At 69.1% G+C, this 14,037-nt stretch carries 15 protein-coding genes; 7 read left to right on the plus strand and 8 right to left on the minus strand.

Annotated features, from left to right (window positions below):
- Positions 1-135: 135 nt before the first annotated feature.
- Together M0208_RS05530 and M0208_RS05535 are read right to left on the minus strand one after the other, a co-directional pair.
- On the minus strand, positions 136-885 hold the full coding sequence (locus tag M0208_RS05530) for an ankyrin repeat domain-containing protein (protein ID WP_258890728.1): 750 nt from the start codon (positions 883-885) through the stop codon (positions 136-138).
- Positions 886-948: 63 nt separating this feature from the next.
- The gene (locus tag M0208_RS05535; RefSeq protein WP_258890729.1) at positions 949-2,616 is read right to left on the minus strand and encodes a hypothetical protein; all 1,668 of its coding nucleotides are present in this window, start codon (positions 2,614-2,616) and stop codon (positions 949-951) included.
- A gap of 122 nt (positions 2,617-2,738) precedes the next feature.
- Between M0208_RS05535 and M0208_RS05540 the strand changes: the two genes are divergently transcribed.
- The 6 genes from M0208_RS05540 to M0208_RS05565 are packed head-to-tail and all read left to right on the plus strand — an operon-like array spanning position 2,739 to position 8,622.
- Positions 2,739-3,656: a 3-oxoacyl-[acyl-carrier-protein] synthase III C-terminal domain-containing protein gene (locus M0208_RS05540; RefSeq protein ID WP_258890730.1), complete on the plus strand. Its 918-nt coding sequence runs from the start codon at positions 2,739-2,741 to the stop codon at positions 3,654-3,656.
- Positions 3,653-4,603: an NAD(P)-dependent oxidoreductase gene (locus M0208_RS05545; RefSeq protein ID WP_258890731.1), complete on the plus strand. Its 951-nt coding sequence runs from the start codon at positions 3,653-3,655 to the stop codon at positions 4,601-4,603. Before M0208_RS05540 ends, M0208_RS05545 begins: the two co-directional genes overlap by 4 nt.
- Positions 4,591-5,421 carry an MBL fold metallo-hydrolase gene (locus M0208_RS05550; RefSeq protein WP_258890732.1) on the plus strand — a complete coding sequence of 277 codons (831 nt, stop codon included), beginning with the start codon at positions 4,591-4,593 and terminating at the stop codon, positions 5,419-5,421. Before M0208_RS05545 ends, M0208_RS05550 begins: the two co-directional genes overlap by 13 nt.
- Positions 5,418-6,539 (plus strand): hypothetical protein, encoded by a 1,122-nt coding sequence (locus M0208_RS05555; protein WP_258890733.1) that lies wholly within the window; start codon positions 5,418-5,420, stop codon positions 6,537-6,539. Before M0208_RS05550 ends, M0208_RS05555 begins: the two co-directional genes overlap by 4 nt.
- Positions 6,536-7,648: a GNAT family N-acetyltransferase gene (locus tag M0208_RS05560; protein ID WP_258890734.1), complete on the plus strand. Its 1,113-nt coding sequence runs from the start codon at positions 6,536-6,538 to the stop codon at positions 7,646-7,648. Before M0208_RS05555 ends, M0208_RS05560 begins: the two co-directional genes overlap by 4 nt.
- Entirely contained in the window at positions 7,645-8,622 is a 978-nt protein-coding gene (locus tag M0208_RS05565) for an aromatic ring-hydroxylating dioxygenase subunit alpha (RefSeq protein WP_258890735.1), read from the plus strand. The genes M0208_RS05560 and M0208_RS05565 overlap by 4 nt, the downstream gene beginning before the upstream one ends.
- Here M0208_RS05565 and M0208_RS05570 read toward each other — a convergent pair.
- Positions 8,598-9,884 carry a F390 synthetase-related protein gene (locus tag M0208_RS05570; protein WP_258893173.1) on the minus strand — a complete coding sequence of 429 codons (1,287 nt, stop codon included), beginning with the start codon at positions 9,882-9,884 and terminating at the stop codon, positions 8,598-8,600. The two genes, M0208_RS05565 and M0208_RS05570, sit on opposite strands and share 25 nt — an antisense overlap.
- 71 nt (positions 9,885-9,955) lie before the next feature.
- On the opposite strand from M0208_RS05570, the gene M0208_RS05575 reads away from it, so the two are divergent.
- Complete coding sequence (locus M0208_RS05575) at positions 9,956-10,348, plus strand: hypothetical protein (protein WP_258890736.1); 393 nt, start codon at positions 9,956-9,958, stop codon at positions 10,346-10,348.
- A gap of 58 nt (positions 10,349-10,406) precedes the next feature.
- On the opposite strand, the gene M0208_RS05580 is transcribed toward M0208_RS05575, so the two are convergent.
- The 5 genes from M0208_RS05580 to M0208_RS05600 form a co-directional block, all read right to left on the minus strand.
- Entirely contained in the window at positions 10,407-10,796 is a 390-nt protein-coding gene (locus M0208_RS05580; RefSeq protein ID WP_258890737.1) for a hypothetical protein, read from the minus strand.
- Positions 10,793-12,112 carry a phage tail tip lysozyme gene (locus M0208_RS05585; protein WP_258890738.1) on the minus strand — a complete coding sequence of 440 codons (1,320 nt, stop codon included), beginning with the start codon at positions 12,110-12,112 and terminating at the stop codon, positions 10,793-10,795. The genes M0208_RS05580 and M0208_RS05585 overlap by 4 nt, the downstream gene beginning before the upstream one ends.
- A gap of 74 nt (positions 12,113-12,186) precedes the next feature.
- Entirely contained in the window at positions 12,187-13,038 is an 852-nt protein-coding gene (locus tag M0208_RS05590) for a hypothetical protein (RefSeq protein ID WP_258890739.1), read from the minus strand.
- A gap of 76 nt (positions 13,039-13,114) precedes the next feature.
- Positions 13,115-13,624, minus strand: coding sequence for a hypothetical protein (locus M0208_RS05595; RefSeq protein ID WP_258890740.1), 510 nt, complete (start codon positions 13,622-13,624; stop codon positions 13,115-13,117).
- An 88-nt stretch (positions 13,625-13,712) separates the two neighbouring features.
- Complete coding sequence (locus M0208_RS05600) at positions 13,713-13,937, minus strand: hypothetical protein (protein ID WP_258890741.1); 225 nt, start codon at positions 13,935-13,937, stop codon at positions 13,713-13,715.
- Between the last annotated feature and the right edge of the window lie 100 nt (positions 13,938-14,037).

The raw sequence follows: 14,037 nt of genomic DNA on the forward strand, positions 1-14,037 counted from the left end.
TCGCGCTCGTAAACGGGAGGCATGAGTTTTCCCGGTTGCGCCAAGCACGACCTTACGTCTCGCGCTAGACTGATGAACGAATGCCCCGCCCCCGCCACCCGCACCTACCCGACCAGTTTGTCCAGCCCGCCGCGATCAGCGTTTCGGCGGCCATGCTCCGGCGAGCGACATGGCGCGGATTGCCTGAGGGGTTGGAGAAGGATCGGGCCAGCCCGCCTCAATCGCCCGCGCCGCCAGCCTGATTTGCGAATCGCGTTCCGCCGGATCGTTCGTGACCATCGGCGTCGTCACTGCAGTGCCCAGATTGGCTCCACCAGCATCGACCGCCCATAGGTCCGCCCCACGCGACATCAGCAGCTCCGCGATGCCGAATTGCTCCATGTCGAGCGCGATGTGCAGCGGTCGGCGATCGAGCCCACCGCGTGTGTCGGGGTCGCCCCCAAAATCGAGCAGCAGCCGTACGCCGCCTGCCGATCCCAGCGCGATCGCCGCGCGAAACGCCGCCAGCGGATTATCAGGGGGGGTCGGGCTGGCTCCGGCGGTCAATAGCGCGTGGGCAATGCCGGGCGCGTTGGCATGGAGGGCCAACACCAGCGGTCCGCCGTCTCTCGCGCCATCGAGCGCCGCGCCCTTCGCGATCAACACGTCGACCAGCGCAATGTCCCCGGTCGCGACCGCCACCTCCAGCATTGAACGGTCGGCGGCGACGACCTCCAGCAATTTAGGGTCGCGATCGATCAGATGAACCACGCGGCCAGAGTCGCGGGCTAGAAGGGCGGCGACCAGTTCCCGCCCAGACCCCCCGAGCGTTTCGGACCCAAGCAATTCCGCCGTCGTCGGCAGGTCGGCTCCATCCACGAACGCCGCGCGCGATACTTCATCCATCGCTTATCCTCGCGCGGTCCGACCCGGCGTTCAAGAGCCGCGCGCGAACGCGACTGTCAAGCGTCAGGGAAGGCGCGAGGCGGTGCTGGCTAGCACCCAGTTCATCATGTGGCGGTTGATCGGGCCGAGCGGACCATATTGCGAGAAAGCGCCCAACCCCTCCGGCCGGACGAGGGGCAAGGCGTGCGTCTCACCGAACGCGCGCGATACGAACGGGATGACGTTCTGCGCGGTGGTCAGGAACTCGCCCGGCACCGCGAAATTGTCGGCGGTGCCCGTCCGCAAGCCGTTCTCGGCCGCGACCGCCGCGCCCTCGGCGCGCGACGCGCCGTGCAGCCCCGCGGCGTTGAAGGTGATCGCCTCACGCCCCGACGCGTTCGCGGCGTGCGAGGCGAGTCCGCCGCCGAGCGAATGGCCGACAAAGCTGACGTCCAGCGCCGGATCGGCGCGCGCGATCGAGCGGCCGATTTCCAGCGCCTGCGCATAGTGATTCGACGGCAGGCCGACGCCCTGCTGCGCGTTTGTCACCCAGTCGCCGACGCGACCGCCCGATCCGCGGAAGGCGACCGTATAGGCCTCCGATCCAGTCGCCCCGGTCGCATAGACCTCAGCATGGAACGCCCCGCGGTCGAGCATGGTCGAATCGAGGTTCAGCCGGGCGAGTTCGCTCGCGTCGGTGACCTGGCGCGTCCCCGCAGGCAAAGCGCCACGGCCATAGACGAACCCGGCCATCTCGGCCTTCGCGTGCAGCACCTCGGCCGGAATGTCGCGCCCGGCGGGGGCGAGATCGCTCGCCCGACCGAGCAGCGGGCCGGTATCGTTCGCCGCCGTCCGCGCCACGCCCGCGACATCGTTCGCGGCAATGCGGGTCAGCCCGGGTGCGGCCTCGCGCACGACCGTCGAGGTCACGCCCCGCGCCGCGCCTTCCGCCGTCGTGCGCGCTGCACCGCCCAGCAGCGCGCACGCCGGACCGCCGCCGACCGGCACGACATAGGTCGCGACCATACCGACATCCAGGCCGATCTCCTCGGTGCGCCCCTCGGCGATCGCCTGACCGTAACGATTGGCGGTGTCGCCGACGAAGCCGCTGGTCGCATCCCATGCGCCCTTCAGGTCACCACCCAACCGGCTCGGGTCGTTCGCGACGCTGGACAGATAATTCCCCGTCACGCCCGCGCCGCTGCGCACCGCGCCGACGACGGTATCGGTCAGTTCCTGCCGCGCCTCGGCCGATACCTGCGCCTCAGCCAGCGTCATGCCGAGTTGCCCGACCGTCCCGACCAGGCTGACGCCTTCGCGCAATACGCCGCCCGCGACGCCGACCTGAAAGCGCGTGATGCTCTCCGCGCCCGTGATCGCGCCGCGCAGCCCTTGCGAGAGGAAATCGTCGCCGGTGATCTGGCTGCGCGCGAAATCCGCGCCCTGGCCGATCGTCTCGCCGGTCCAGTTGACCGCGCTGGTGATGCCGTTGCGGCCTGCTTCGGTCGCGTCGCCGATGCCGTCGCGTACCGTGCTGGCCACCGCGCGGATGTCGCCGTTCGAGATCGCGCTGCCGAGGCTGCTGAGGAACCCTTTCGGCTCCGGCGCGGGCGCCGGAGCCGGGGCGGCGGGGGGCACCGCCGGGGGATTCCAGCCCGAAACGTAGGGCGCGACCGCGCTCGCCGGGCGCGTCGGCACCTGCGGCGGAACGGGGGGTGGCGGCGGCGCGGCCTGACGGACGGGATCGAGCATGATGCTCCTCTCTTATTCCTATAATCCGTGGCGGTTGTGCGCCTTGTCTGGCCTGCCGGCCATAATCGGAATGACTAGGCCGCGCTTGCAGAACGCCGCCACCCCGGCGCATGATTGCGCGCATGACAGGGTTCGCGCTCGCCGGGAGCGGCAACTATCGGCCGAAGACGGTGCGGAACGGGCGACCCATCGCGGGAGCGAACGAAACCACGTCGGCAATGGCGACCGCCGCCGCCGAACAGGCGCTAACCGGTGCGGGCTGGCGCGCCGCGGACCTCGACGTGCTGATCGGCGCGTGCAGCGTGATGGAACAACCGATCCCCGGCACCGCCATCCTCGTCCAGCGGCGGTTGGGGATCGGTGCATCGGGCGTCGCTGCGTTCGACGTGAATGCGACCTGTCTTTCAGGGCTGCTCGCGCTCGATCTGGCCGTGACGGGAATCGCCGCGGGCAAGTGGCGTCGGGCGCTTATCGTCACCGCCGATATGCCAAGCGCGGCGGTCGATCCGGCCGATTTGGCGCTTGGCCCGATCTTCGGCGACGGTGCGGCGGCGCTGGCGGTCGAGGCGGGCGACCATCGCGTGCTTGCCAGCCGGTTCGAGAGTTACGGCGACCATGCCGATCTGTGCCGGCTGGACGCGGGCGGCACGCGCGTCGACCCGCGCGGCGACCACGACGAATTTCTCGCGGCGACGCGGTTCCGGATGGATGGCCCCGCGCTCTACCGGAAGACCGCACGGCTGTTCCCGGCATTTCTCGATCGGCTGCTTGGTGCGGCAGGCGTGCGCGCGGACGAGATCGACCTGATCGTCCCGCATCAGGCGAGCGCGCCCGCGATCGATCACCTGTCGCACGTCCTGGGCGGCGACCGGGACCGGATCGTCGACATCTTCGGGGAGCACGGCAATCAGGTCGCGACCAGCCTGCCGCACGCGCTCCACGTCGCCGCGACCACCGGACGGCTGACGCCGGGGTCGACCGTGCTGCTGGTCGGCAGTGCGGCGGGGATCACGCTCGGCGGCATATTGGTGCGCTGGTGACGCGGCTGGCGCTGGTGACGGGCGCGACCGGCGGGCTGGGTCGAACGCTCGTTCCGACGCTCGTCGCGGCGGGATGGCAGGTGCGTGCGACCGGACGGCGTACGGGCGACGGCATCATCCCGCTCGATCTGACGCAGCCGATCCCGGCGACACTGGCGGATGGAGTAGATGTTGTGTTCCACCTCGCGGCCCTCTCATCGCCGTGGGGCCGCCCGCGCGATTTCGCGGCGATCAACATGGATGCCACCGCCCGGCTGCTTGAAGCGGCGGCGCGGGCGGGATGCCGCCGTCTCGTCCACGTCTCGACGCCGTCGATCTATGCCGAGGCACGCGAACGGCTCGATCTGACCGAACGATCGCCGCCCGCGGCGCGCTTTGCCAGCGCTTATGCCAGCACGAAATGGCAGGGCGAGCGGCTTGTGCTTGCTGCCGACAGCCCGGCGATGCGGACGATCGTATTGCGGCCGCGCGCGATCGTCGGGCCGCATGACGCGGTGCTGCTCCCACGGCTGATGCGCGCGATCCGACAGGGGCGCGTGCCGTTGCCCGGCGGCGGGGCGGCGCTGGTCGAGCTGACCGACGCGCGCGATATAGCGACGGCGCTGATCGCTGCCGCCGATGCAGAGGTCGGGGGGGCGGCGTTCAACATCTCGGGCGGACAACCGCGCAGCGTGCGCTGGATCGTGACGCGCATCACCGCGCGCCTTGGCCTGACGCCACGGATCGCCAACCTGCCGCGCCCGCTGGCGATGGCCGGTGCGGGCGCGCTGGAGGCGATCGGGCGCATCACGAGCCGCGAGCCATTGATTACGCGTTATGGCGTGATGACGCTCGGCTGGTCGCAGACCTTCGATCTCTCCGCCGCGCGCGACCGACTTGGCTGGACGCCACGCATTTCGCCCGAGGATGCGATCGACCACGCGCTGGAGGCGATATGCGCCGCGTAACGTTGCGCGGCTTTCGCGTCGGCTTCTGCCGCCACCCCCAGCGCATGGCGATCCGCGACGGGCGCTGGCGGCCGGTCGAATTTCCGGCGCTCGCGTTCCTGCTGGTTCACCCAGAGGAAGGGCCAATCGTCTTCGACACCGGTTACGATCCCGCCTTCTTCACCGCGACCGAGCCGTTTCCGGAGCGCCTGTACCGCTGGACGACCCCGCCGACGCTTGGGCCACGGGAGGCCTTGGCCGATCAATTGGCGGCGGCCGGAGTTGCGCCGGGCGACGTGCGCCACCTGATCCTGTCCCATTTTCACGCCGATCACATGGCGGGCACGCACCGCTTTTCGAACGCCGCGATCCACTGTGCGCGCGCCGGATATGATGCGATGTGCGCGGGGAGCCGACTGGGGTCGGTGCGCAAGGGGATGCTGCGCGCGTTGGCCCCGCTCGATTTCCTGACGCGTGCGCGGTGGTTCGAGGATGCGCCGCGGGTGCCGCTGCCCGCCGATCTTGCGCCGTTCGTTGAAGGGGCCGATCTGCTGGGCGACGGATCGTTCCTCGCGCTGCCCCTGCCCGGCCATTGCCCCGGTCATTGGGGGCTGGCGCTGCGCGAGGATGCGGGGCTGCACATGCTGGTCGCCGACGCGGCGTGGTCGAGCGATGCAATCCGCCGCGACATGCCGCCGCCGCGGCTGACGATGGCGCTGCTGGGTGACCCCGCCGCAACCCGCGCGACGCTGCACGACCTGCATCGACTGCGTGTGCGCAATCCCGACATCCGGCTGACACCGTCGCATTGTCCGGAATGCGCGAGCGAGTGGGCGTGACCATCTTGGTGACCGGCGCGCGTGCGCCAGTGGCGCTCGATATCGCGCGGTCGTTTCGCGCGGCAGGGCATGACGTGCACCTGGCGGATTCGGTCGCGGCTTATGCGGCGTGCTGGTCGCGGTCGGGGTTTCCGGTGCATCGCCTGCCGCCGCCGCGGCACCAGTTTGGGGCGTTTCGGGAGGAATTGTCGGCGCTGGTCGACAGGCTGGGCGCGACGCTGGTCGTGCCGACGTGCGAGGAGGTGTTCTACGTCGTCGCCGCGGCGGACGGGGCGTATCCGGTGTTCGCGCCGCCGCTCGCGACGTTGCGCGCGCTTCATTCCAAAAGCGCGTTCGTCGGGCTGGCGCGCGCGGCCGGGGTGCGCGTGCCGGACACGCAGTTGCTGACCGATCCTGCGCAACTTGCCGGGCTGGACCTTGGGCGGCTGGTGCTGAAACCAGAATTTTCGCGCTTTGCCGCCGCGACGCTGATCCGTCCGCGTGACGTGCGGCGTGTAAAACCGTCGCCCGACCATCGCTGGGTCGCGCAGGAGTACGTCGCAGGCGAGGAGGTGTGCCTGTGGTCGGCGGTCGTCTCGGGTGTCGTGACGACGGCGGTCGTCTATCGCCCGACGCTGCGCCATGGCCGGTCGGCGGCCTATGCGTTCGAGGCGATCGATTGCCCTGCGGCGGTCGAGGTCGCGCGCAGGATCGCCGCGGCGACCGGCATGACCGGGCATCTGTCGTTCGACTTGATCCTGACCGCGAACGGCGAGGCGGTCCCGATCGAGTGCAACCCGCGCGCGGTGAGCGGGGTGCATCTCTACGATGGCGAAACGCTGGCGCGCGCGATCATCGGCGAACCTCAGCCCGCGCCACCACTCGGCACGCGCCGCCACCTGTCGCCCGCCATGGCGCTGCTCGGCGCGCCGACGTCGCTTGTCACCGGGCGGATCGCGCAGTTCGCGCGCACGTGGCGCGAAGGGACCGACGCGATCGGCCGACCCGGCGATCGCTGGCCCGCAATTGGAGCGATCGTCGACGCCGCGCGCTTCGCGGCGCTCGGCCTAACCCGTCACCGCAGCCCGACGCGCCAGACGACCGACGACATCGAATGGAACGGCGAGCCGATTGGATGATCTTCGACCCCGCCGACCCGAACGCCATCTGGCCCCCGATTCCGCCCGCCGAACGATCATATATCGCGGCGGTTGCGCACGGCGGTGCGCGGGCGATGGCGTCGAACGTGCGGACGCGGTGGCTCGCGCTCGCCAGCGACGGCCGCGTGTTGCCGGTCACGGTCAACGACGGTGCGGTCGGCGACAGCTACGTCTGCCTGCCGCACAGCGCGTATATCCTCTACGGCCTGCGCGAGATGGAGCTGGTCGGGGTACGGGGCGGCGCATTGCTGTCGCCGCTGATCCGCGCCGCGGGCAGGCTGCTGCTGGCGGCAGGGATCAACCGCATCGTCCATATCGACAATTGGCTGCTATCGACCAACCTGCACGGCGACTGGGACGGCGCGGACCTGCCCAGGGTCCGCGCCGCGCTGACCGAACGCTTTCCGCATCATATCCTCGCGATCCGATCGGTCGACGATTGGTCGAGCCCCGCGCTCGCCGCATCAGCACGCGACGACGATTGGGTGATGATCCCGTCGCGTCAGATCTGGGTGACGGACAACCTCGCGCGCGACTGGAAATCGCGCAACGATTACGGCAACGACCGCCGCCTGATCGCACGCTCGGGGCTCAGTCTCGAACCCGCGGCAGCCGCCGACGCAGGCCGCATCGCCGAACTCTACCACCAGCTCTACGTCGGCAAATACAGCGCGCTGAACCCGGTCTTTACGCCGCGCTTTGTTGCCGAAACGCTGGTGAGCGGCTTGATCGATTACCGCGTCGCCCGCGCGCCGGACGGGCAAATCATGGCGGTCGCGGGGTTGCTCGCACGCGGCGACGTCGTGACGCCGCCCGTCGTCGGGTACGACATCAGCGCACCGCGATCGGCGGGACTGTACCGTATCGCCTCGTGGCTGTTCGGGCAGGCCGCGATGGAGCGCGGCTTGCGATTGCACGGATCGGCCGGGGCAGCGGAGTTCAAACGCCTGCGCGGCGCGCACGGCGTGATCGAGTATTGGGCGATGTACGTCGCGCACCTTTCCCCGCACCGTCGCGCGGCGATCCGCGCGCTTGCCGCGTTGCTCGAACGCTATGCCGTACCGATGATGCGGCGGCGCGGGCTATGAGCGGCTGGCCGGTCGCCATCGCCAACGGCTGGTATCCGCTCGCGCGCCTCAGCGATCTCGGGCGAAAGCCGGTCGCGCGCCGCTTGCTCGGCCAGCCGCTGGTGGTGTTCGCGGGTAAGCGCGATCCGGTCGTTCTGCACGACCGCTGCCCGCACCGCGGCATGCCTTTGAGTGAAGGACGCGTCGCGAATGGCCGTATCATCTGTCCGTATCACGGCTGGGCGTTCGGCGATGGCGGCGTGTGCCGCGCGGTGCCTGGATCGCGCGACGTTACGGCGGTCTCGGCCGCTGCCCTGCCGGTGCGCATCGCCGCCGGAATGGTCTGGACGACGCTGGGTGACGGCGCTTTCCCCGTGCTACCGGCGGCGATGGAGGACGAAGCGCTCGATCGCTTTTGGTGGCCGGTCGCGGCGTCGCGAGCGCGTGTGCTGGATGCGCTGGAGAATCACCTCGACCCCGCGCATCCGCATCACGTCCACCCGTGGATCGTGCGCGCGCCCGACAAGCGCCAGCTGGTCGCGGTGACGGTGGAGGTCACGAACGACGGCGCGAGCACCACGTATGTCGAGGAAACACGCGCCACCGGCCTGATCCCGCGATTGTTCGAGGGGCATCGCACCACCAGCATCGGGCGACTTTACCCACCCACGATCGGCGAGGTCGCGTTTACCGGCCCCGCCGGGCTGCGCCTTTCGATCGCGGTGGTCTTCGTGCCAGAGGATGCGGCGACGACGCGACCGTGGGCGCATTTCGCCACGCCGCGCGGGCGGCTGCCCGCATCGCTAAAGCGCATACTCCTGAAGGCGTTCCACCGCCCGATCCTGGCGCAGGATCGCCGCATCCTGTCGCGGCAAGCGGATCGCAAGGGGGCGTATGCGATCGGCCCACTCGATTTCCTCGGTCCGGCGATCTGGGGGTTCGCGAATGGCAATCCGCCACCGCCGTCGCGCTACGAGACGAGCGTATTGCTCTGATCGGGCGACCATTCCCGACGTACGCGACGCAATTTCGCATCGAATGGCACGTCGATCCCGCGGTCGATCGTTACCGTGAGCGGCGTAAGCGCCATCCGCGCCGCCAGTCGCGCGAACGCCGTCTGCACCGCGAGATCGTCGCCTTGCCCGACTAGCAATCGCACCGTCATCGCCGACGCGCCGGTCTGGACGATGCGGAAATCGGCGATCGCACGGTCGGCGTCGATCAGCGTGTTGCGCAATACGTCGGGCGTCACCGGATGCGGCGCGCCGTCCGTCCCCGCCAGCCAGAATAGGTCGTCGCGCCGCCCCTCGATCCGTTCGACCGCACGAAACGCCGATCCGCACGCGCAACGACGATCGCTCAGCGCCAGCAGGTCGTTCATCCGATACCGCGCCATCGCCTGCGCACGCCGCGTGAAGTCGGTGACGACCGGCTGGACCAGATCGCTGCCCGGCGCGCTCGGCTCCCAGCCGAAATGAACCACATCCTCCGCCAGATGCAGCATGCCATGTGCGCACGACACGCCGAACAGCCCCTCGGTCGCCATGTAGATCTGCCGTACACGCACCCCGGTCGCGGCGAGGATCGCGGCTTCGTCGAGCGGGTCGAGCACCTCCGCTGCGCTAAAGATCGTCGTCGCAGTCAACGCGCCCTGCTCGGCGAGCAGCCGCAACACCTTCGGCGGCGCGACGATCGTGTCGGGCGCGAACGCCGCAAGCCTGTCAGCCCACGCATCCACCCCCTCCGCCAGATCGAACAGCCTCAGCGTCACCCGGCTCCCGCCCTCCGCCGATCCGTACAGCCGCGAAAATCCCGGCAGCGCGAGCGCCACGCAGTGCCGCCGCCACAGGGCATCGGGCAGCGCCTTCGCCAGCAACGTGCCCAGCCACACGAACCGCTCCGCCTCGCTGACAACGAAATAGCCGCGGTTGCCGCTCGTCCCCGTGCTGTGGCCGATCGCATGGCCGTCGACCACCGTCTCGCCTCGACCCAACGCGTCGCGCACGCGGTCGAGCGAAATGCCCGCCGCGTTCATCGCGGCGAAGTTCGCCAGCAGGATGTTCTTGTCGACGACCGGCCACGTAGCGAAAGCGTCCGGATCGATATCGCGGTAGAATGGGATCGCTTCCCGCAAATGCTGCCCCAGCACCACCAGACGCCGCGCCTGATAGCGTTCGACCGCTGCGCGCGACGTAAGCGTCCGCGTCCGCCACCGCGCCAACGCATAGGCTCGCGCCGCCACCATCATCCCGGTCATCCGCCTCAAACCGGGAACTCCCCGCCGCGCCAGTCGGTTGACCGTAACGACAGAACGCTATGGTGGCGGAGATGATGACGGGATGGACGGCGATGGCGATAGCAGCGGCGGCGACGGCGCCGGTCGACAAGGAAACACGCAGCGCGATCCTCGATCGTGCGCGCGAACCCGTCGCCGCGGCGTTGGGAAAGCCCGTGCTGTTCCGGGTCAGGAAGCTGGGCTTGTCGGGCGACTGGGCGTTCCTTCATGCCGACATGGAGGAGCGTGACGGCGTTCCGATCGATTATACCGGCACGCCGCGCGCGGACGATGCGGCGCACGGTGTCGTTTCGCGGACATACGCCGCACTGCTTCATCGTAGCGGGACCGAATGGCGCGTCGTCGCGCATGCGATCGGGCCGACCGATGTGGCGTGGGCGGACTGGTCGACGCGCTATGGCGCGCCACCTGCGATTTTCGGCTGACGCCGCGGGTCGTTGATTCTCGGCTGACGCCTCACGGCATCCATTTTCAGCTAGCCGATCAGTAGGTCCCATGCGCGTTCGACGGATACCACCAGGAAAAACTGGTCGACAGATCATAGGTGCTGAAGACGACATTGCCGCGATTGCGCTCATATCCCATCGCGGGCTTGCCGTTCAGTTTTCCCGCCCACCAGCCGGTCTGCTTCTTGCCGACGAAGGTCAACTGCCGACCGCCGATCGCGAATACCATTCGGTGATAGCCACCGCGGCCGACCGTATCGGTCAGGCGGCAGGTGCGATCGGGGGCGTAGTTCAGCGAACAGCGCACGGTATCGGTGGCGGGGGTGCGGTTTTGCGCCACCGCGGGAGCGGCGATCGCAAGCTGGACGATCAGGAACACGCGTTTCATGATGGTGGAAACGCCGTTCCCGATGAAGCCGTTCCTCACCGCGCCATATCGGCGGCGCGCTGACCGCGACGTGCGGCCTCGCCCGCAGTGTCGGCGGGGCGTTCGTACAGCCGCGTGACGATCTCAGCCGCCTCGCGCGCGGTCGATGCGCCGCGCAACGCATTTCCCGCCCCACGCTCGCTGTGCGTCAGCTCGTGCTGGATGAAGCGCAACTGCTCGTTGAACGTCGATTGGTGGATGTCCTTGCCCGCCCAAGCCGCGAAGTCGCGCTGGCGCGGGTTTTCCCACTGCGCCAGGCCGAAGCCCGGCCCGCCGCCGTGTTGACGGATGCCCGCATCCATCCCGCTTTCGGCGTCGAGATTGGCGACGATGCCGATCGCCTGCGCGTGGCTCCACCCCTGCCCTTCGAAGAAGCGCGTCGCCTGGTCGATCCTGTCCTGCCGCGATCCGGTTCCCGTGGCCGCGGGGCCGTCTGCGCCGGTCGCGCCGTCGGTTTGCGTCCGTTCGCTGGCTGGCGCACGCAGGATCACGCCCCCCTTGCTCAGCGCCCAGGACAGGTCGCCGGGGCTGATCCGCTGCGTACCGTCCGCATTGACGTTGTTCGATCCGATCATCTGGCCGGGGCCGGAAACGATCTCGGTATGCGACACACCGCCTCCCTGGATGATGACGACGTCGCCCGGCTTTGCTTCGCTCGCCGGGACCGGCGTCCAGCCGCGTGACCGCAGCGTCGAGTTCAGCGTCGCGACCGAGTCAGTATGCAGGTTGCCGGGCAATTGCCCCGCCTCGGTCAGCACCGCCGACACGAAATTCGCGCAGCAGACGTTGGAGGGGACGTTCGCGTTCATCGGCAGATTGTCGCGCGTATTGCCCTTCAGCGACGACGCGTTCTGTCCGAGATATTTAGCGGCGATCTCCGCAACATTGCCCGTGCCGCCACCGGGCGTCGCGGCGCCGGTCCCGCCGACCTCGCCGCTGCTCCCGGTTCCGCCGCTGCGCCCGGGAATCGAAAGCGTCTGGCCGGGGAGGATCAGGTTCGGGTTTGACAGGTTGTTGGCCTGCGCGATCGACTGCCAGCTGACCCCGTGCTGCGCGCCGATCGCGCTCAGCGTATCGCCGGATTTGACGGTGTAGCTCCCACCGCCAGCCGCGCCGCCCGAGGGGATCGACACATGCTGGCCCGGTCGGATCAGGTCTGGGTGCAGGATCTGCGGGTTGGCGTTGATCAGCGACTGCAGGGTGACGCCGCTACGCTGCGCGATTGCCGACAGCGTATCGCCCGCCTTCACGATATAGCCGCTCGAAGAACCGCCGCCCGAAGGCTCTGCGCTGCGCTGGACTGCGTTGACGGTCATCATGCCGCTCCCGATTTCTGTCGTGTCGGAAGCAATTTACCGCGAGCCGAAAGCGCCGTCGCTAATCGAAACGTTTAGAGGGGCTCGCGCCGGTCGACGCGGTAGGTCATCTCGGCGCCGAACGCGCGTACCGCGGCACGCAGGTTCACGTCGGACAGCGGATCGCGCGCGATCGTGTCGATCAGCGCGAAGGCGGCGGGACCGTGACGCTTGCTAGCGAACAGCGGGGTCGCCGCGGCCGGAACCACTTCTTCCGCGCCGGGCCAGCGCGCGAGGCAGGCGAGGCCGGTGACCGTCGCGCGCAGTTCGTCGGTATCGATCTCGGTGCGTTTCAGCGTCGAAATCTTGCGATATTCGATCGGGTAATTCTGTTCGAACTCCGCCACCACCGCGGATTGCGTCGCCGGATCGGCCGAGGTCGGCGTCCGGCACGTCGAAGCCGAGCGCGCGCCGTAGCCCGCCGCCCCGTCGCTGCTCGCCACCCCGGCGGCTGGCGCGGCATTTTCCAGCCGCATCGCGCCACCGTCATAGCGGAACCGCACCAACGGACCGCCCGCGGCGGTGGCCGGCATCGCAACGGCGAAACCGGTGCGGCCAGCCTCCGCGCGCGCGCCCTTGCTGCACGTCCCGAACGGCTCGGTCGCGGCGGGAGCGCCATCCGCCTCGCGCGTCACGACGACATAGCGCGCCGGGCAATCCCCACCCGCATCCCCGCGCACCAGATGGAAGGTGCGCGGACCGCTGCGGTACGTGCCGACGACGCTGACCCGGTCGACCAATTGCGCACCAAACGGCCGCGACACGACCGTTCCACCGACCTGCAACGCCTGTTCGCTGCCCGATGTGATGACCGCGATCCCGCCGCTCTGCGCGACCGCGGGTGCTGCGATCACGGCAGTGGCGATGGACAGTGCGCGAAGCAACATGGCGACCCTTCCCGTTGATAAGGCGCCCTTTACGCCCTGGACGTCACCACGCACGAACCGCACCGCGGTTCCCGCGTCAACCGCCATTAGCGCGAGAAAGCGTGGCGGTCGCAGTTTCGAGCCGCGCGACGACCTCATCGACGCCGCCACCCGCTTCACCGGCCGCGGCCGCGTCAAGCGCATCGCCGAGCCCGGCCACCTGTCGCGCCCCATCGGGCCCCGACAGCCCGGCAACCTGAATCACCGCGGCGCGCGTGAAATCCTCCATTGCGCGGCGTAATTCGCCTTCCTGCGTCGGGGTCGCGCCAAACTGGCCTGCGATCCCGCGCGCCATGTCGTTCAGGCCGTACACGTCGCCGCGCTGCGCCAGCACCGATGCGTCGGGCGAAAACCCGCCAGTCGCACCAGCCCGCTCGGCCCACGCCGCCGATCCGGCGCTATCGCCGCCAATCGCGCCGACCCAGGCGAGTGCGCGGTGCCCGATCTCGCCGATCGCCTGCGTGGCGGCGGTGCGGGCAACCCCGCCGCTCCCCGCGTCGAGCGCGGAGAGCGGCGGGGCGGACGAAAGGCGATCGATTCCGTTCATGGTCTTTCCTGTCGGTCGCGATGCTGCGACTCTCGAAAGTCTTTTCGCGCAACCTTTGCGGGCACGCCATAATCGAAGCGATTAGCCGTCATTCTCTCGCCGCCAGCCGATCGAGCGGACCGGGCTGCATCAGCAATGTTTCCAGCGCACCTGGGCGATCCAATCGGCGAGCATCGTCCGAGCAAGTGTTGTGCAGCGTATCGGACAACGTCCGGCTCGCGTCATCCACAACCTGTTGCGTGCGTTCGCCGCGCGCCATCAACGATGTCCCGATCGCGATATCGCCTGCACGCACGCCGATATTGATGCTCATAACCAACTCCATTCAAAGGAACTCGTACGCGCGCGGAACGCGGACGGCACTAGTCGAAGCGATTAGGCGGTCTAGTCGGAACGCTGAGCGCGCAGGTCCG

The sequence above is a fragment of the Sphingomonas sp. SUN019 genome (genome assembly GCF_024758705.1).
Taxonomy (GTDB): Bacteria; Pseudomonadota; Alphaproteobacteria; order Sphingomonadales; family Sphingomonadaceae; genus Sphingomonas.

Bases quoted from the DNA above. Each gene is read 5' to 3' on its own strand.
- M0208_RS05530 (WP_258890728.1), bottom strand. From the start codon at position 885: ATGGATGAAGTATCGCGCGCGGCGTTCGTGGATGGAGCCGACCTGCCG.
- M0208_RS05535 (WP_258890729.1), bottom strand. From the start codon at position 2,616: ATGCTCGATCCCGTCCGTCAGGCCGCGCCGCCGCCACCCCCCGTTCCG.
- M0208_RS05540 (WP_258890730.1), top strand. From the start codon at position 2,739: ATGACAGGGTTCGCGCTCGCCGGGAGCGGCAACTATCGGCCGAAGACG.
- M0208_RS05550 (WP_258890732.1), top strand. From the start codon at position 4,591: ATGCGCCGCGTAACGTTGCGCGGCTTTCGCGTCGGCTTCTGCCGCCAC.
- M0208_RS05560 (WP_258890734.1), top strand. From the start codon at position 6,536: ATGATCTTCGACCCCGCCGACCCGAACGCCATCTGGCCCCCGATTCCG.
- M0208_RS05565 (WP_258890735.1), top strand. From the start codon at position 7,645: ATGAGCGGCTGGCCGGTCGCCATCGCCAACGGCTGGTATCCGCTCGCG.
- M0208_RS05570 (WP_258893173.1), bottom strand. From the start codon at position 9,884: ATGACCGGGATGATGGTGGCGGCGCGAGCCTATGCGTTGGCGCGGTGG.
- M0208_RS05575 (WP_258890736.1), top strand. From the start codon at position 9,956: ATGATGACGGGATGGACGGCGATGGCGATAGCAGCGGCGGCGACGGCG.
- M0208_RS05585 (WP_258890738.1), bottom strand. From the start codon at position 12,112: ATGACCGTCAACGCAGTCCAGCGCAGCGCAGAGCCTTCGGGCGGCGGT.
- M0208_RS05590 (WP_258890739.1), bottom strand. From the start codon at position 13,038: ATGTTGCTTCGCGCACTGTCCATCGCCACTGCCGTGATCGCAGCACCC.
- M0208_RS05595 (WP_258890740.1), bottom strand. From the start codon at position 13,624: ATGAACGGAATCGATCGCCTTTCGTCCGCCCCGCCGCTCTCCGCGCTC.
- M0208_RS05600 (WP_258890741.1), bottom strand. From the start codon at position 13,937: ATGAGCATCAATATCGGCGTGCGTGCAGGCGATATCGCGATCGGGACA.